This window comes from Kitasatospora sp. NRRL B-11411 (genome assembly GCF_000721345.1).
GTDB classification, from domain to species: domain Bacteria; phylum Actinomycetota; class Actinomycetes; order Streptomycetales; family Streptomycetaceae; genus Kitasatospora; species Kitasatospora cineracea.
The window spans coordinates 1-17907 of sequence record NZ_JOGH01000128.1 but is presented as its reverse complement, the minus strand read 5'-3'; the positions used below and the strand labels follow the sequence as shown (position 1 = coordinate 17907).

General features: G+C 72.6%; 14 protein-coding genes and 1 riboswitch. Of the genes, 12 read left to right on the top strand and 2 right to left on the bottom strand.

Annotation, left to right across the window (positions count from 1 at the left end; all coding sequences use genetic code 11):
• Positions 1–155: 155 nt before the first annotated feature.
• The 11 genes from IH44_RS0134005 to IH44_RS0133955 all read left to right on the top strand — a co-directional run bounded on the left by IH44_RS0134005 (position 156) and on the right by IH44_RS0133955 (position 11466).
• A complete protein-coding gene (locus IH44_RS0134005) occupies positions 156–767 on the top strand; it encodes a CDP-alcohol phosphatidyltransferase family protein (RefSeq protein WP_030463671.1) in 612 nt (203 codons plus the stop codon).
• Between the two features lie 126 nt (positions 768–893).
• Positions 894–3389, top strand: coding sequence for a mannose-1-phosphate guanyltransferase (locus IH44_RS0134000; RefSeq protein ID WP_030463670.1), 2496 nt, complete (start codon positions 894–896; stop codon positions 3387–3389).
• 125 nt (positions 3390–3514) lie between these two features.
• Positions 3515–4594, top strand: a complete 1080-nt coding sequence (locus IH44_RS41850) for a DUF881 domain-containing protein (protein ID WP_030463669.1) — start codon at positions 3515–3517, stop codon at positions 4592–4594.
• On the top strand, positions 4591–4923 hold the full coding sequence (locus tag IH44_RS0133990; protein ID WP_030463668.1) for a small basic family protein: 333 nt from the start codon (positions 4591–4593) through the stop codon (positions 4921–4923). The genes IH44_RS41850 and IH44_RS0133990 overlap by 4 nt, the downstream gene beginning before the upstream one ends.
• 9 nt (positions 4924–4932) lie before the next feature.
• Positions 4933–5847: a DUF881 domain-containing protein gene (locus tag IH44_RS0133985; RefSeq protein ID WP_030463667.1), complete on the top strand. Its 915-nt coding sequence runs from the start codon at positions 4933–4935 to the stop codon at positions 5845–5847.
• Positions 5848–6028: 181 nt separating this feature from the next.
• The gene (locus IH44_RS44845; RefSeq protein WP_081967302.1) at positions 6029–6892 is read left to right on the top strand and encodes an FHA domain-containing protein; all 864 of its coding nucleotides are present in this window, start codon (positions 6029–6031) and stop codon (positions 6890–6892) included.
• A gap of 65 nt (positions 6893–6957) precedes the next feature.
• Complete coding sequence (locus tag IH44_RS0133975; protein ID WP_030463665.1) at positions 6958–7701, top strand: MerR family transcriptional regulator; 744 nt, start codon at positions 6958–6960, stop codon at positions 7699–7701.
• Between the two features lie 96 nt (positions 7702–7797).
• Positions 7798–8271 carry a bifunctional nuclease family protein gene (locus IH44_RS0133970; RefSeq protein WP_030463664.1) on the top strand — a complete coding sequence of 158 codons (474 nt, stop codon included), beginning with the start codon at positions 7798–7800 and terminating at the stop codon, positions 8269–8271.
• A gap of 327 nt (positions 8272–8598) precedes the next feature.
• The gene (locus tag IH44_RS0133965; protein ID WP_051817891.1) at positions 8599–9276 is read left to right on the top strand and encodes a MerR family transcriptional regulator; all 678 of its coding nucleotides are present in this window, start codon (positions 8599–8601) and stop codon (positions 9274–9276) included.
• Between the two features lie 76 nt (positions 9277–9352).
• A complete protein-coding gene (locus IH44_RS0133960; RefSeq protein WP_030463662.1) occupies positions 9353–10054 on the top strand; it encodes a vancomycin high temperature exclusion protein in 702 nt (233 codons plus the stop codon).
• Between the two features lie 38 nt (positions 10055–10092).
• Positions 10093–11466, top strand: coding sequence for a DNA polymerase IV (locus IH44_RS0133955; protein WP_030463661.1), 1374 nt, complete (start codon positions 10093–10095; stop codon positions 11464–11466).
• A gap of 128 nt (positions 11467–11594) precedes the next feature.
• On the opposite strand, the gene IH44_RS0133950 is transcribed toward IH44_RS0133955, so the two are convergent.
• Positions 11595–13070 (bottom strand): MFS transporter, encoded by a 1476-nt coding sequence (locus tag IH44_RS0133950; RefSeq protein ID WP_030463660.1) that lies wholly within the window; start codon positions 13068–13070, stop codon positions 11595–11597.
• A 161-nt stretch (positions 13071–13231) separates the two neighbouring features.
• Entirely contained in the window at positions 13232–14368 is a 1137-nt protein-coding gene (locus tag IH44_RS46915) for a PRC and DUF2382 domain-containing protein (protein WP_063759739.1), read from the bottom strand.
• Between the two features lie 189 nt (positions 14369–14557).
• Positions 14558–14665, top strand: a riboswitch (glycine riboswitch).
• 217 nt (positions 14666–14882) lie between these two features.
• Between IH44_RS46915 and gcvP the strand changes: the two genes are divergently transcribed.
• A complete protein-coding gene (gcvP, locus tag IH44_RS0133940; RefSeq protein WP_030463658.1) occupies positions 14883–17753 on the top strand; it encodes an aminomethyl-transferring glycine dehydrogenase in 2871 nt (956 codons plus the stop codon).
• Positions 17754–17907: the final 154 nt, after the last annotated feature.

Sequence of the window (17907 nt, the reverse complement as noted above, 5' to 3'; positions counted from 1 at the left end):
AGCGCCGATGGTACTGCAGGGGGGACCCTGTGGGAGAGTAGGACGCCGCCGAACAATCATTGTGGGAAAGCCCCCTGACGGGAAGTCAGGGGGCTTTCTTGTTGTAGGGTCGGTCCCGCACGGTTGTCGGTGGTTAATACAGGAGGCTCCGCACAGTGGAGGTCCAGGAGACGCGCGTTCAGACTGATCGGGTCCTCACGATCCCGAATCTGCTGAGCATGGCTCGGCTGGTGGGCGTGCCGATCTTCTTGTGGTTGGTGCTGTGGCCGGTCTTCGGGGGGCCGAAGAACGACGGGTGGGCGATCGTCGTTCTGATGTTGAGCGGGGTCAGTGACTACCTGGACGGGAAGCTGGCTCGGCGGTGGGGGCAGATCAGCCGGCTGGGGCAGTTGCTGGACCCGGCTGCGGACCGGTTGTACATCGTGTCGACGCTGGTGGGGTTGACCTGGCGGGAGATCCTGCCCTGGTGGTTGACGGCGTTGTTGGTGGCGCGGGAGGCGTTCGTCGGGGTGGTGTTGCTGCGGCTCAACCGGGCGGGTTACGGGCCGTTGAACGTGAGTTTCCTGGGGAAGGCGGCGACGTTCAATCTGATGTACGCGTTTCCGCTTCTGCTGCTGGGGGTGGGCCAGGGGTGGGTGCACCAGGTTGCGGGGGTGGTGAGTTGGGCGTTCATCTGGTGGGGGACGACGCTGTACTGGTGGGCCGGTGCCCTGTATGCGGTGCAGGCCCGGCAGATCCTCCAGACGGAGCGCTCGGTTGCCGTTTGAGATCAGCCTGAGACGTTTTACACGGCCTCCACGGTGAGTCGGACGTTTTCTTCCGGGTAGGGATGCGTCGGACCGGTTTGATGGACCCCGCAGGGGTTCACCACCGCGAAGGAGGACGCACCCGTAATGAAAGCCGTTGTGATGGCGGGCGGGGAGGGCACTCGACTCCGCCCCATGACTTCCAGCATGCCCAAGCCGCTGCTGCCGGTGGCCAATCGGCCGATCATGGAGCACGTGCTGCGGCTGCTGAGGCGACACGGCCTCAACGACACCGTGGTGACCGTGCAGTTCTTGGCGTCGTTGGTCAAGAACTACTTCGGTGATGGTGAGGAACTGGGCATGCACCTCACCTATGCCAATGAGGAAACACCGCTGGGGACGGCGGGCAGCGTGAAGAACGCCGAGGACGCGCTGCGGGACGATTCGTTTCTGGTGATCTCGGGCGATGCCCTGACGGACTTCGACCTTTCCGACCTGATTGCCTTTCACCGGGAGAAGGGCGCGCTGGTCACGGTGTGCCTGACCCGGGTGCCGAACCCGTTGGAATTCGGTATCACCATCACGGACGACGAGGGGAAGGTCGAGCGCTTCCTCGAGAAGCCGACCTGGGGGCAGGTGTTCTCGGACACCGTGAACACCGGTATCTACGTGATGGAGCCGGAGGTCTTCGACTACGTGGCGGCCGGCGAGTCGGTCGACTGGTCGAGCGACGTGTTCCCGCAGTTGCTCAAGGAGGGCAAGCCGGTGTTCGGCTATGTCGCCGAGGGCTACTGGGAGGACGTGGGCACGCACGAGAGCTACTTGAAGGCCCAGGCGGACGTCCTGGAGGGGAAGGTCCAGGTCGAGCTGGACGGGTTCGAGATCTCGCCGGGCGTGTGGGTGGCCGAGGGTGCGGAGGTGGACCCGGAGGCGGTGCTGCGGGGGCCGCTGTACATCGGTGACTACGCCAAGGTCGAGGCCGGCGTGGAGTTGCGCGAGCATACCGTGCTGGGGTCGAACGTGGTCGTCAAGCGCGGGGCGTTCCTGCACAAGGCGGTGGTGCACGACAACGTGTACGTGGGGCCGCAGAGCAACCTGCGCGGGTGCGTGGTCGGGAAGAACACCGACGTGATGCGGGCCGCGCGGATCGACGAGGGGGCGGTGATCGGTGACGAGTGCCTGATCGGCGAGGAGTCGATCATCGCGGGCAACGTCCGGGTCTACCCGTTCAAGACGATCGAGGCCGGCGCGTTCGTCAACACCTCGGTGATCTGGGAGTCCCGCGGGCAGGAGCACCTGTTCGGGGTGCGGGGCGTGTCGGGGATCCTGAACGTGGAGATCACGCCGGAGCTGGCCGTGCGGCTGGCGGGGGCGTACGCGACCACGTTGAAGAAGGGCGCGACGGTCACCATCGCGCGTGACCACTCGCGTGGTGCGCGGGCGTTGAAGCGGGCGATGATCTCGGCGCTGCAGACCAGTGCGATCGACGTCCGCGACCTGGAGAACGTGCCGATGCCGGTGGCCCGGCAGGCGACGGCGCGGGGGAGTGCGGGCGGGATCTTCCTGCGGACCACGCCGGGGGTGCCGGACTCGCTGGACATCCTGTTCTTCGACGAGCGCGGGGCGGACCTGTCGCAGGCCGGGCAGCGGAAGCTGGACCGGGTGTACTCGCGGCAGGAGTTCCGGCGGGCGTTCCCGGGCGAGATCGGCGACCTGCTGCACCCGGCGAGCGTGTTCGACTCGTACGCGACGAACCTGTTGCGGACGGTGGACACCTCGGGGGTGCGGGAGGCCGGGCTGAAGGTCGTGGTGGACGCGGCGCACGGCAGTGCCGGGCTGGTGCTGCCGAGCATCCTGGGGCGGCTCGGGGTGGAGGCGCTGACGGTGGCCGGCGGCCTGGACGAGGCGCGGCCGACCGAGGACGCGGACTCGCGGCGGGCGGCGCTGGCCAGGCTGGGCGAGCTGGTGGCGTCCTCGCGGGCGGCGTTCGGCGTGCGGTTCGACCCGGTGGGTGAGCGGGTGTCCTTCGTGGACGAGCTCGGCCGGGTGATCCAGGACGACCGGGCGCTGCTGGTGCTGCTGGACCTGGTGGCGGCCGAGCGTCGCTCCGGGCAGGTGGCGCTGCCGGTGACGACGACGCGGATCGCCGAGCAGGTGGCGGCGTACCACGGCACCCAGGTGACCTGGACGACGACCTCGCCGGACGACCTGGCGAAGGCCGCGGCGGCGGACGGCACGATCTTCGGCGGGGACGGGCGCGGCGGCTTCGTGGTGCCCGAGTTCTCCGGGGTGCTGGACGGGGCGGCGGCGTTCGTGCGGCTGGTGGGCCTGGTGGCGCGGACGCAGCTGACGCTGAGCCAGATCGACGCGCGGATCCCGCAGGCGCACATCCAGAAGCGGGACATCGCCACGCCGTGGGCCGCCAAGGGCATGGTGATGCGCTCGGTGGTGGAGGCGGCCGGGAACCGGAAGCTGGACACCACGGACGGCGTGCGGGTGGTCGAGCCGGACGGCCGGTGGACGCTGGTCCTGCCGGACCCGGCGGAGGCCGTCACCCACCTGTGGGCGGAGGGCCCGGACGACGAGGCGACCGAGCGGCTGCTCGACGAGTGGGCCGCGGTCGTGGACGGCGCCGGGAGGTAGTGCGGGGGAAGTGAGGTGGGGGCGGGCCCGGCGGCCCGTCCCCACCCGCTTTTGTCACGATCCTGTGCCGAAACCGTCCTGCGGGGCCCGGGGCTGGTCGTGGGGCACCTCGTGGTCGTGAAACGATGTGGCGCATGCCAGCATCGCCGACGCCGAGTGACCCGGAGGGGCGCTTCCGCCGCCCGGACGCCTCGATGTCCCTGCTGACCACGGTCATGGAGCACTCGCTCGACGACGGGTACGCGGAGGCGGCCCGGGCCCGCGGGGCGGAGGGCAGTTCGCGGCTGCCGTCGACGGCCAAGGGACGGCTGGTGCTGGGCCTGGGCCTGGCGCTGGCGGCGGTCGTGGTGACGGTCGGGGCGGTGAACACGCACGCCGCGGCGCCCGTGCTGGCGAAGGAGCGGGACGCCCTGGTCAGCCGGGTGAACGACGCCAACAAAGCGGCGGACGAGCTGCAGCGGCAGGTCGAGGCGGACCGCGACAAGGTCGAGCGGGCCCAGGACGCGGCGCTGCAGAGCGGCGACGACAGCGGGGCGGAGCAGCTGGCGGCGCGGACCGGGACGGGGGCGATCACCGGGCCTGGCATCAAGCTGGTGATCGACGACGCGTCCGGGAGCGGTTCGGGCGGCAACGTCAGCGATCCGCGGAACACCGGCAGCTACGGCAAGGACGGGCGGGTCAAGGACCACGACCTGCAGTACGCGGTGAACGGGTTGTGGCTGGCCGGCGCGGAGGCGGTGTCCGTGAACGGGCAGCGGCTGACCGCGCTGTCGGCGATCCGGGCGGCCGGCGACGCGATCCTGGTGGACAACCGGCCGCTGGTGCCGCCGTACACGGTGCTGGCGATCGGGGACGGGGCGCGGCTGGCGCAGGCCTTCCAGGACAACGAGGGCGGCCGCTACCTGAAGATCATCCAGGAGAGCTACGGGATCCGTTCGACGGTGTCGACGCAGAAGTCGTTGACGCTGCCGGCCGCGCTGGGCGTGACGCTCCGGGTGGCCGGGCCGGAGCCGTCCGCGGAGGCGTCGGCCGAGCCGTCGGGGTCGCCGTCGCCGTCGGCGTCCGGTTCGGGGTCCGCCCTCCCGACGGCCCCGCCGTCCGGCGCGGTGTCGGGTTCGCCCTCGGGGGCGCCGTCGAAGTCCACGCGGTCGACCGCGACGAAGTCCACTTCCACTTCCACCGGAACAGGAGCTGCTACACCGTGATTGCCGTACTGGGTCTGGTGATCGGCGTGATCGTCGGCGTGTTCGTGCAGCCGGAGGTGCCGAACGCGGTGGTGCCGTACCTGCCGATCGCGGTGGTGGCGGCGCTGGACGCGGTGTTCGGCGGCGTGCGGGCGATGCTGGACGGGATCTTCGACGACAAGGTCTTCGTGGTGTCGTTCCTGTCGAACGTCGTGGTGGCGGCGCTGATCGTGTTCCTGGGTGACCAGTTGGGCGTGGGGTCGCAGCTGTCCACCGGCGTGGTGGTGGTGCTGGGCATCCGGATCTTCTCGAACGCTGCGGCGATCCGCCGGCACGTGTTCAGGGCGTAGGGAGCGGCTGTGAGCGGGGAGAAGGAGCCGCGGGAGCGGGACGAGGAGCAGCCGGAGCCGGCCGGGCCGGTCGAACCGGTGGAGCCTGCTGGGCCGACCGAGCCGGCTGCGGCGGCGGAGCCGGTCGAGTCGGCGGAGTCGGTCGAGCCCGAGCCGCCGGTGGCGGCGGCCGCGGGGCGGGAGCCGGTGGAGCTGCCCTCGGACGGGCGGACCCGGCTGAAGGCGGCGGTGTGGCCGCCGCGGGTGTCGCGGGGCCAGCTGGTGGTGGCGCTGCTGCTGTTCGCGCTGGGCCTGGCGCTGGCGATCCAGGTGCGCTCGACCAACGACCACAGCGAGCTGCGCGGGGCCCGCCAGGAGGACCTGGTGCGGATCCTGGACGAACTGGACGGCAAGCAGCAGCGTCTCCAGTCGGAGAAGACGCAGCTGGAGCAGTCCCTGGCGCAGTTGGAGAACTCGTCCAACCAGGCCAAGGAGGCCCAGGAGCAGACCCGGAAGAAGGCGGCCGAGCTGGGTGTGCTGGCGGGGACGGAGAAGGCCACCGGGCCGGGGATCGTGCTGACGATCGATGATCCCCAAGGGCAGGTGAAGGCGGATATGCTGCTGGACACCCTGCAGGAACTCCGAGCTGCGGGGGCGGAGGCGATTCAGATCAACGACGTGCGCGTGGTGGCCGGTACGTACTTCACCGACAACTCGTCGGGCGGCGGCGTGCAGATCGACGGGAAGAGCGTCTCGCAGCCGTTCCGCTTCACCGTGGTGGGCAACCCGCAGGACCTGGCTCCGGCGCTCAACATCCCCGGTGGCGTGGTGCGCAGCCTGGAGAACCACCAGGCGCGGGCGACCATCGTCCAGCAGCAGAAGGTGCTGGTGGACGCGCTGGCCGCGCCGAAGCCGTTGCAGTACGGCAAGCCGGCGGCGAAGTGACGGGGCGCGCTCCGTACGGTTCGTCAGCTGCGGGCAGCCCCCGGTGGTGGGTTTCCGCGGCGGGTCGGCGACACTGGGTCTTACCGTTCGTCAGTCCCCGGTCCGATGCCGGGCCCACCGCCACACCGAGCCTTGAACCCTGCCCCGCGGGCGGTTCTGTCACACGCAAGGGGATTCGCCCGTGAGTTTTTTCTCGAAGCTTTTCGGCCGCAACAAGAAGACGGCCGAGGCCCCGACCGCGCGCTACCGGCAGGAGGACGCCGGGGTGCCCCCGATGCGTCCGGCGCCGGACGGGCAGCGTCCGATGTACCGGGACGACGTGACCCAGGGCGCGGGCGTCCCGACCGGGCAGTTCGACGCGGGCTACGGCGCGTCGGTTGATTCGTCGGGCGGGCCGCGCATAGGTTTCGCGTCAGGACCCTCAACCTCCGGTGGAGGGTTTGCCCCGGACCCCTATGCCGGGCACGTCCAGTCGGGTGTGCCGCGCCAGGAGGCTGTGAACATGGCTGGCACCAGCCCGTGCCCGCGGTGCGGGAACCAGAACCCGGCGCAGGCCCGGTTCTGCTCGAACTGCGGGACCCAGCTGCGTGGCGGCGGTTTCCCGGAGGGCGCGGTGGAGACCACCTCGACCATCTCGATCTCCGGCATCGAGTCGTACGACCCGACGGCGACCTCGACGGGCGCCACGCCGGCGCTGTCGGCCGAGGTGATGGCGGCGATCGACGCGCTGCCGCCGGGCTCGGCGCTGCTGATCGTGCAGCGCGGCCCGAACTCGGGCAGCCGGTTCCTGCTGGACTCGGACGTGACCACGGCGGGGCGGCACCCGCAGGGTGACATCTTCCTGGACGACGTGACGGTGTCGCGTCGGCACGTGGAGTTCCGTCGGCAGCCCGACGGCGGCTTCTCGGTCGCGGACGTGGGCAGCCTGAACGGCACCTACGTGAACCGGGAGCGGATCGACGAGGTGCTGCTCAGCAACGGCGACGAGGTGCAGATCGGGAAGTACCGGCTGGTGTTCTTCGCCAGCCACCACCGGGGGTACTGACCACTTCTCCGTTTGGAGCCCGAGTGACCCCACAGATTCCTACCCCGTCCCTCGGGTCCTCGCCCGTGCCGGCCTCGCGCCGCACGGGCGAGGCGCGCCGGCGGGGTGACGAGCTGCTCTCGATCGGCGCGGTGCTGGCCTTCCTGCGGGACGACTTCCCGGAGGTGACGATCTCCAAGATCCGCTTCCTGGAGGCGGAGGGCCTGGTCGAGCCGCAGCGGACCCCGTCCGGCTACCGGAAGTTCTCGGCGGCGGACGTGGAGCGGCTGGCGTACGTGCTGCGGATGCAGCGCGACCACTACCTGCCGCTGCGGGTGATCCGCGAGCACCTGGACGCGATCGAGCGCGGCGAGCAGCCGCCGGCGCTGCCGGGGGCGGAGTCCCGTCCGGGGCCGCTGGAGGAGGCGGACCGGGAGCTGGCGACGGCGGCCGCCGGGGCGGGCGGGGTGCGGCTGGGCCGGGCCGAGCTGATCGCGGCGGCCGAGGCGCAGGAGCGGGAACTCGTCGAGTGGGAGTCGTACGGCCTGGTGCAGCCGGGCCCGGACGGCGGGTACGACGGGGAGGCGCTGCAGATCGCCCGGCTGGTGGCGGAGTTGGGGCGGTTCGGCCTGGAGCCGCGGCACCTGCGGGCGATGAAGGCGGCGGCGGAGCGCGAGGTGGCGCTGGTGGAGCAGGTGGTGGCGCCGCTGCGGCGGCACCGCAACCCGCAGACCCGGGCGCACGCGGAGGCGACGGCGCGGGAACTGGCCACCCTGTCGGTGCGGTTGCACGCGGCGATGGTGCAGGCGGGACTGCGGTCGCGGAGCTGAGCGGCCGGTGACGGCCGGGCGGGCGGCGGTCTCGATCGCGGTGGCCGCTGCCTGCTGCGCTTTCCTATCGGGGGCGCGCGCCATAGGGTTGCTGGTGTGAATGAGCTCGACGTCGTGGGTGTCCGGGTGGAGATGCCCTCCAACCAGCCGATCGTGCTGCTGCGGGAGGTCGGCGGGGACCGCTACCTGCCGATCTGGATCGGGCCGGGGGAAGCCACCGCGATCGCCTTCGCCCAGCAGGGCATGACCCCGGTGCGGCCGCTGACGCACGACCTGTTCAAGGACGTGCTCGGTGCGCTGGGGCAGCAGTTGACCGAGGTGCGGATCAACGACCTGCGGGACGGGGTGTTCTACGCGGAGCTGGTGTTCGCCGGTGGTGTCGAGGTGAGCGCGCGCCCCTCGGACGCGATAGCGCTGGCGCTGCGCACCGGTACGCCGATCTACGGGAGCGAGGAGGTGCTGGCGGAGGCCGGCATCTCGATCCCGGACGAGCAGGAGGACGAGGTCGAGAAGTTCCGGGAGTTCCTGGACCAGGTCTCGCCGGAGGACTTCGGGGGCGGCCCGCAGTAGCCGCCGCCCGGTGGTGCCGGGCCGGTCGGCGGCCCGGCCCGCGGGCGGCGCGCCGGGCCCGGTGGGCCGTCGGTGCGCTAGCCCGGTCGGCGGTCGGTCGCAACTCGGCTGGGCCGGAAAACCGTTCTGCTACCCGCACATGGGGCACGAATAACCACTCGATGGGGTGAAGTTTGTCGGAGCCCCCGGCGTGGCGATCGTTGACGGTGCTTTGGCGACTGCCTACCGTCAGGTGATGGCCCGCCGGACGGGCCACCCGCAGCCCGGGGCCCGGCAGGGCTCCTGCGGGTCCCGTGGGGCCTTGGGCGGAATGGACGGAGGTTGGCGATGAGCGGCACCGGCGACGAGACGCGTTCCGGAGCGCTGTGCGCGGTGCACCTGCCGCGGGCCGGCCGTGCTCTGATCGGACGGCCCTGGCGGCCGGAGCCCGAGGCCGAGGAACTGCCGAGGCTCGGTCGCTTCCCGGCCGTCCAGCCCGGGCAGCCCGCGATCGAGCGGCTCGCCCCGACCTCCGCGCTGGTCGGCTACCGCGGCCCGACGGCCTGCGCCGCCGCCGGCATCACCTACCGGCAGCTCGACTACTGGGCGCGCACCGGGCTGCTGGAGCCCTCGGTGCGCTCGGCGTACCCGGCGGGCGCGCAGCGGCTGTACAGCTTCCGGGACATTCTGCTGCTGAAAATCGTCAAGCGGCTGCTGGACGCCGGCGTGTCGCTGCAGAACATCCGGGTGGCCGTCACCCACCTGCAGTCCGCCGACCAGGCCGGACTGACCGGGCTGACCCTGATGTGCGACGGCGCGACGGTCTACGAGTGCACCTCGCCGCAGCAGGTGGTCGACCTGCTCAACGGCGGCCAGGGCGTGTTCGGCATCGCGGTCGGCGCGGTCTGGCAGGAGCTGGAGGCCACCCTGGGGCGGCTGCACGGCGAGCGCACCGACACCGGCGAGACGCTGGTGGGCAACGACCCGGGCGACGAGCTGGCGCAGCGCCGCAACCGCGCGGGCTGACCTGCCGGGCCCCGGGCGGGGAACCGGCGGGCGGGTCCCGCTCGTCCTCGTCCGTGTGTCAACGATCTTGAGGTGCGTGGGGCGGCGGACGCGGGCGGCGTGGCGCGCGGTGCGTCCGGTCGGCCGGCGGCGGCAGCGCCGCTGGTTCCAGGCGGTGGTGCTGTGCTCCGCGCTGGGGCTGGCGCCGAGCGCCTGGCTGTACCTGACCCAGTCCGCGAAGGTCGGCACGGTGGCCGACGCGCCCGAGGCGCCCGTCGCGGTGGTGTTCGGCGCCGGGCTGATGGACGGCGCGCCCTCCCCGTACCTGGCGCACCGGCTGGACGCGGCGCTGGAGCTGTACCGGGCGCACAAGGTCCGGGCGATCCTGGTGACCGGCGACAACGGCACCGTCCGGTACGACGAGACGGACGCGATGCGCGGCTACCTGATCGACCGCGGGGTGCCCGGGGTGCGGGTGGTCGGCGACTACGCGGGCTTCGACACCTGGGACTCCTGCGCCCGGGCGCACCGGATCTTCGGCGTCGACCGGGCGGTGCTGGTCAGCCAGACCTTCCACGTCCGGCGGGCGCTGGCGCTGTGCCGGGCGGCCGGGATCGACGCGTACGCGGTCGGGGTCGAGGAGCGGCACGACACCACCTGGGAGTACGGCGGGCTGCGGGAGATCGGCAGCGCGGCGAAGGCGGCGGCGAGCGTGCTGCTGCGGCCGGACCCGACGCTGCTCGGGCCGCGTGAGGACGGGGTGGCCCGGGCGCTTGCGGACGCGGACGCGAACGGCTAGTCCGCGGGAATGTCAGTGCGGCGCGGGATGATCGAGCGGTGCGGGCCGTGCCGAGCATCATCCACCTCGACATGGACGCCTTCTTCGCGGCGGTGGAGCAGGCGTCCAAGCCGAGCCTGCGCGGGAAGCCCGTCATCGTCGGCGGCCTGGGCGGGCGCGGGGTGGTCTCCACCGCTTCTTACGAGGCCCGCAAGTTCGGCGTGCACTCGGCGATGCCGATGGCGCAGGCCCGCCGGCTCTGCCCGAACGCGGCGTTCCTGACCGGCCGGTTCGACGCGTACCGGGCCAACAGCGAGATCGTGATGGGCCTGCTGCGGGAGCGCTCCCCGCTGGTCGAGCCGCTCAGCCTGGACGAGGCGTTCGTCGACCTGGAGGCGGGGCCGTACGGGGCCGCGCTGGCCAACGCGGCGACGCCCGCGGAGGGCGCGCAGCTGGTGCTCGCGCTGGCCGAGGACCTGCGGGCCGACATCGTGCAGCACACCGGGCTGACCGCGTCGGTCGGCGTCGCCGGGTCCAAGCTGATGGCGAAGATCGCCTCCGAGCGGGCCAAGCCGGACGGGCTGGTGCTGATCGAGCCCGGCTCCGAGCGGTCGGTGCTGGCCCCGATGCCGGTGCGGGCGCTGCCCGGGATCGGCCCCGCGACCGAACAGGCGCTGCGCCGGGCCGGGTTGACCACGGTGGCGGACTTGGCGGAGGCCGGGTTCGCGGAGCTGGTCGGGCTGCTCGGGAAGGCGCACGGCGCGGGCGTGTTCCAGATGGCGATCGGCTGGGACGAGCGGCCGGTGGTGCCGGACCGGGACGCCAAGTCGGTCTCGGTGGAGGACACCTTCGAGGTCGACCTCGCCGACCGGGACCGCATCCTGCGCGAGATCGAGCAGCTCGCCGCGCGGTGCGTGCGCCGCCTGCGGGCGGCCGGGCGCTCCGGGCGGACGGTGGTGCTGAAGGTCCGCCGCTTCGACTTCTCGACGCTGACCCGCTCCGAGACGCTGCGCGGGCCGACGGACGACGAGGAGGTGATCACCGCGACGGCGCGCCGGCTGGCGATGCAGGTCGACGTCACCGGCGGGGTGCGGCTGCTGGGCGTGGGCGTGGCCCAGCTCGCGGACTACACCCAGGAGGACCTGTTCGCCCAACTGGAGCGGGAGGAACGGGAGTCGGGGGCGGCCGCGGTGGTCGAGGAGGCGCTGGCGGAGGCGGTTCCGGCCGAGCCGGCGGCCCGCCGGTGGTGGCCCGGGCAGGACGTCACGCACCGCGAGTTCGGGCCCGGCTGGGTGCAGGGCAGCGGGGTCGGGCGGGTGACGGTGCGGTTCGAGACGCCGTACTCGGGGGTGGGGCGGGTGCGGACGTTCGCGGTGGGGGACGAGGCGCTGGAGGCCTCGGGAGCGCTCCCGCTCAGGCTGCCGCCCGGGTAGCGGCGAGGGCGCGGGGCGGGAGGAGAAAGCGGGAGGGCGGGGAAAGAGGACGGACCCCCGCGCCGATGCCCTTGGCGCGGGGGTCCGTCCGCTGCTCGCGCGTGTCCAGGACGCGAGGGGACGCCCGGTCAGGCGTCGGTCTTGGCGAGGGCCGGGGCGGCCTGCTCGGCGGGGACGGGGGCGGCCTTGACGGCGCGGATGGCGAAGGGGACGGCGGCGGCGATCAGGCACATCACGCCGGCCACCCAGAAGGCGTTCTGGTAGGCGTTCTCAGTGGGGAGCTGCACCGGCAGCGGGATCGGGAGCTTGAGGGTGTCGCCGGTGAGGATCGCGCTCATCACGGCGGTGCCGATCGCGCCGCCGACGGTGCGCAGGACGGCGTTCATGCCGTTGGCGATGCCGGACTGCTCGGCGGGGACGGCGCCGTTGATGTAGGCGGGCATCGCGGCGTAGGCGAGGCCGACGCCGAGGCCGAAGACCGCGGAGGAGAAGTAGAGGTCGAACTCGGCGCCGTGGCGCAGCGCCAGGTAGGCCATCGAGACGGCGCCGAGGAAGCCGCCGAGGACCAGCGGGAGGCGGGGGCCGCGGCGGGCGATCAGCAGGGCGCCGAGCGGGGCGGCGACCATCGAGCCGATCGCGGAGGGCAGCAGCATGATGCCGGCGTGCAGGACGGTGGCGGTGAAGCCGTAGTGGGCGAGCTTCTCCGGGGTCTGCGCGAAGTTGCTGATCACCATGAACGAGCCGTACATGCCGAAGCCGATCAGCAGGCCGGAGAGGTTGGTGAAGGCGACGGCGGGGCGGGCCATCATCGACAGGTCGACCAGCGGGTGGGAGACCTTGGACTCGACCAGGATCCAGAGCAGGGCGACCACGGCGGCGACGGCGAACAGGCCGAGGGTGCGGGTGGACGTCCAGCCCCAGTGGTTGCCCTGGCTGACGGCGATCAGCAGGGCGGAGAGCCAGCCGGCCAGGGTGAGCGCGCCGAGCGGGTCGGCGCCGCCCTCCTTGTCGGTGACCGGGTCGGCGGGCACCCGCAGGACCACCAGCAGGACCGCGATCAGGCCGAAGACCAGGCCCATCCAGAAGATCGACTTGTAGCTCCAGTGCTCCAGCAGCAGGCCGGTGGCGACCAGGCCGAGGCCGGAGCCGACGCCCATCGAGGCGGAGATCGCGGCGACGCCGCCGGTGACCTTGTGCCGGGGCAGCTCGTCGCGGACGATGCTGATCGCCAGCGGCAGCACGCCGCCGCCCGCGCCCTGCAGCACCCGGGCCACCACCAGCCAGGTGAAGGAGTGGGTGGCCACCGCGAGGCCGGAGCCGAGCACCAGGCCGGCCAGCGAGACCAGCAGCATGGGCTTGCGTCCGCGCAGGTCGCCGAAGCGGCCCAGCAGCGGGGTGAGGACCGCGGCGGAGAGCAGGTTGGCGGTCATCAGCCAGGTGACGCTGGAGCCCGAGACGTTCAGCTCGCGGGCCAGGCCCGGCAGGATCGGGACGACCGCGGTCTGCACCACGCTGAACGCCAGCATGGCGAGGATCAGGGCGGGCAGGACCCGGGCGCTGGTGGGCTTGGCGGCCGTGGGGGTGGGCTGTGGTGCCTCACTCACGGGGACTCCTCCGACGGTTGCTTCAGACAGGCGATAGTGCAGGATCTGAAATAACTTTGTCGGGAGATGCTTCACTCTGTCAAATATCGATTGGTGAAGCTTTGGCAAAGCGACGGCCCCGGCCCGCCGAAGCGGTCCGGGGCCGGGCAGTTGGCGAACCGTCAGGAGCGCAGCGGCTCCGGCCGGGCGTGCTCCGAGCTGCCGTTCGCGGCCGACGCCTGGGGCCTGCCCGCCGTCGGCGACTGCGGCTGCGCGTTCCACGGCTGGCGCTGCTGCGGCGCCTCGCCGTCCCCGCCGGCGGCCGCGTCGTGCACCTCCACCTGCTCGCGGCGCAGCTCCTCGCGGACCACCTCCTCCTCGGTGTACCGCTCGACCACCAGCCGCACCCGCTCGATCGGCGCCAGGTACTTGCGCACCACCGGGCGCTCCTCGCGCAGCGTGACCTCCTCGACCGCCTCGGCGATCTCCTGCTCGCTCAGCGCCGCCCGCTCCGCGTCCGACACCGGGATCCGCTCCACCCGCACCCGCTCGCGCACCACCGGCACCCGGCGCTCCACCTGCTCGGTGGTCACGTACTTGCGCAGCCGGGTGGTGCCCACCACGTGCCACTCGGTGCTGACGTCGATGCGCTCCTCGCGGCAGGTGATCTCCACCGGCGCGGTCGGCTCCACCGGGGCCGGCTGCGACTGCGACTGAGGCTGCGACTGCGACTGGGACTGCGGTTGGGGCTGGGCCTGCTGTGCCTGCTGGGGCTTGGCCGCGGTGAAGGCGGCCGGTGCGGCGGCAGCGGCGGCGGTCGGGGCCGGGGTCGGGGAGGGGGAGGAGGCGACGGTGCCGAAGTCGCGGTCCGGAGCGGCTGCGGCGGGCGCCGGCGCGGGCTCCTGGCGCGGGTGCTCCTTCGCGGCCTCCGCCGCCCCCGCCGTCCCGGCCGCCGCTGCCGCTGCCGCTGCCGCGGGCTTCGCCGCCGGGCCCGAACCGGCGTCGGCGCCGGTGTCCAGCCCGTAGTAGCGGTACAGCTGCAGCTCCTGGGCCGGCGAGAGGTGCTGGCCCACGCCGAAGTCCGGCGACTCCTTGATCAGCGACTTGTCGTACGGGACGCGCAGCTCCTCGCCCGAGAACTCGCTGGTGGTCAGCGGGACGAAGGCGTCCCGGCCGAAGATCCCGGTGCGGACGGCCGCCCACTCCGGTTCGCCGGTGGCGTCGTCCAGGTACACCTCGTCGACCGTGCCGATCTTGTCACCGTTCCGGTCGACCGCCTTGTGTCCGATCAGGTCGCGCGGATCGATATCGGTCTGCACGCTGTCCTCCAGTCCTGCTGCTCCTGGGAAGGTCCGTCCGGAGGCGGCCGGAGGAGCGTGCCGGGCCGCCACTCCACACCAAACGGCACGTAACGGACGGCGGCACTCCGGACACCGCCGTCCGGGGCAGATCACAGGGCCGCACCGGTGATCCGGGAGGCCCGCGCTGGTAACCTCGGAGGCGACCGCCGAGCCCGCTCGGGAGAGTCCCGAACCGGCCCGAACAGGCCGGACGCGGGACGCCGAAGGAGCAACCCCTCCCCGGAATCTCTCAGGCATCCGTACCGAACGGGACAGGTCACTCTGGAAAGCAGGGCAGGACCGTCGGCACCGGAGCCGACCGGCCCCCGCCCTCGCCGACGGTGCAAGCCGGACGGGCCCCGGCCCGGTCGTGCGAAGCTCTCAGGTACCGATGACAGAGGGGGAGGCTGACGGGTTCGTACGCCCAGGCGCCCCCACGGCCGCCGACCGCGTGCGTACCACCGCCGGTCCGCGACCAGGAGGCCCGACCCCCATGAACGCCCAGCCGACGCTCAGCGACCTTGAGCAGGCCAGCCCCTTCGAGCACCGCCACATCGGTCCCGACAGCGACGCCCAGCAGAAGATGCTGGCCCAGGTCGGCTACGCCTCCCTGGACGAGCTGTCCGACGCCGCCGTCCCCGACGCCATCCGCAGCCTCACCGCGCTCGGCCTGCCCGCCGGCCGCAGCGAGGCCCAGGTGCTCGCCGAGCTGCGCGAACTGGCCGGCCGCAACCAGGTCCTCACCTCGATGATCGGCCTCGGCTACTACGGGACCTTCACCCCGCCGGTCATCCTGCGCAACGTGCTGGAGAACCCGGCCTGGTACACCGCCTACACCCCGTACCAGCCCGAGATCTCGCAGGGCCGCCTGGAGGCGCTGCTCAACTTCCAGACCATGGTCGCGGACCTGACCGGCCTGGACACCTCCGGCTCCTCGCTGCTCGACGAGGGCACCGCCGCCGCCGAGGCGATGGCGCTGGCCCGGCGGGTCACCAAGAACAAGCCCGGCGTCTTCCTGGTCGACGCGGACACCCTGCCGCAGACCCTCGCCGTGATCCAGACCCGCGCCGAACCGACCGGCGTCGAGGTCGTCACCGCCGACCTGAGCGACGGCATCCCGGCCGGGATCGCCGAGCGCGGCGTGTTCGGCGTGCTGCTCCAGTACCCGGGCGCGTCCGGCGCGGTGCGGGACCTGAAGGCCGTCATCGAGCAGGCGCACGGGCTCGGCGCGGTCGTCGCGGTCGCCGCCGACCTGCTCGCGCTCACCCTGCTGCGCTCGCCCGGCGAGCTCGGCGCCGACATCGCCTGCGGCACCTCGCAGCGCTTCGGCGTCCCGATGGGCTTCGGCGGCCCGCACGCCGGCTACCTCGCGGTGCGCGCCGAGCACGCCCGCAACCTGCCCGGCCGCCTGGTCGGCGTCTCCGTCGACGCCGACGGCAACCGCGCCTACCGGCTCGCCCTGCAGACCCGCGAGCAGCACATCCGCCGCGAGAAGGCCACCTCCAACATCTGCACCGCGCAGGTGCTGCTCGCCGTGATGGCCTCCATGTACGCCGTCTACCACGGCCCCGACGGCCTCGCCGACATCGCCCGCCGCACCCACCGCTACGCCGCCGCGCTCGCCGCGGGCCTGCGCGCGGGCGGCGTCGAGCTCGCCCACGGGGCGTTCTTCGACACCGTGACGGCGGTCGTCCCCGGCCGGGCCGACGAGGTCGTCGCCGCGGCGCTGGCCGGCGGCGTCAACGTGCACAAGGTCGACGGCGACCGGGTGTCCGTGTCGTGCGACGAGACCACCACCCGCGAGCACCTGGCGGCCGTGTTCGCCGCGTTCGGGGTGTCGGCCGAGGTCGCCGAGGACGCGGACGCGCTGCCGGCCGGGCTGCTGCGCGAGGACGAGTACCTCACCCACCCGGTCTTCCACAGCCACCGCTCCGAGACCGCCATGCTGCGCTACCTGCGCCGGCTCTCCGACCGGGACTACGCGCTCGACCGCGGCATGATCCCGCTGGGCTCCTGCACCATGAAGCTCAACGCGACCACCGAGATGGAGCCGATCACCTGGCCCGAGTTCGGGCAGCTGCACCCGTTCGCGCCGGTGGAGCAGGCCGAGGGCTACCTGACGCTGATCCGCGGGCTGGAGCAGCAGCTGGTCGAGGTCACCGGCTACGACGCCGTGTCGATCCAGCCGAACGCCGGGTCGCAGGGCGAGCTGGCCGGCCTGCTGGCCGTCCGGGCGTACCACCGGGCCAACGGGGACACCCAGCGCGAGGTCTGCCTGATCCCCTCGTCGGCGCACGGCACCAACGCGGCCTCGGCGGCGATGGCCGGCATGCGGGTCGTCGTGGTGAAGACCCTCGCCGACGGCGACGTGGACGTCGAGGACCTGAAGGCGAAGATCGAGCAGCACCGCGAGCAGCTCGCCGTGCTGATGGTCACCTACCCGTCCACCCACGGCGTGTTCGAGACCGAGATCACCCGGATCTGCGAGCTCGTCCACGAGGCCGGCGGCCAGGTGTACGTCGACGGCGCCAACCTCAACGCGCTGGTCGGCCTCGCCAAGCCCGGCAAGTTCGGCGCGGACGTCTCGCACCTGAACCTGCACAAGACCTTCTGCATCCCGCACGGCGGCGGCGGCCCCGGCGTCGGCCCGGTCGCGGTGCGCTCGCACCTCGCGCCGTACCTGCCCAACCACCCGCTGCAGGCCGAGGCCGGCCCCGCGACCGGCGTCGGGCCGATCTCGGCCGCGCCCTGGGGCTCGGCGGCGATCCTGCCGATCTCCTGGTCGTACGTCCGGCTGATGGGCGGCGAGGGCCTCAAGCGCGCCACCCAGGTGGCCGTGCTGAACGCCAACTACATCGCCAAGCGGCTCGCCCCGCACTACCCCGTGCTCTACACCGGCCCCGGCGGGCTGGTCGCGCACGAGTGCATCATCGACCTGCGGCCGCTCAGCAAGGAGACCGGCGTCAGCGTCGACGACATCGCCAAGCGGCTCATCGACTACGGCTTCCACGCGCCGACCATGTCGTTCCCGGTCGCCGGGACGCTGATGATCGAGCCGACCGAGTCCGAGGACCTGCACGAGATCGACCGCTTCTGCGAGGCGATGATCGCCATCCGCGGCGAGATCGAGAAGGTCGGCGCGGGCGAGTGGGCGGCGGACGACAACCCGCTGCGCAACGCCCCGCACACCGCGTCGATGCTGGCCGGCGAGTGGGCGCACCCGTACACCCGCGAGGAGGCGGTCTTCCCGGCGGGCGTCAACCCGGCGGACAAGTACTGGCCGGCGGTGCGACGCATCGACGGCGCGTACGGGGACCGGAACCTGGTGTGCTCGTGCCCGCCGATGGACGAGTACGACGCGTAGCTGACGGCGGAAGCCGCCCGGCGGGGGAGTTCCCTCGGCCGGGCGGCTTCTGTGTGTGCTCTTCCGCTGCGCGTAGTTCCCCGCGCCCCTGGCGGGGCGGGGAGGGGGCGCCTCCGGCGGGGAGAGGGGGAGACGCCTTCGGCGGGGAGGGGGA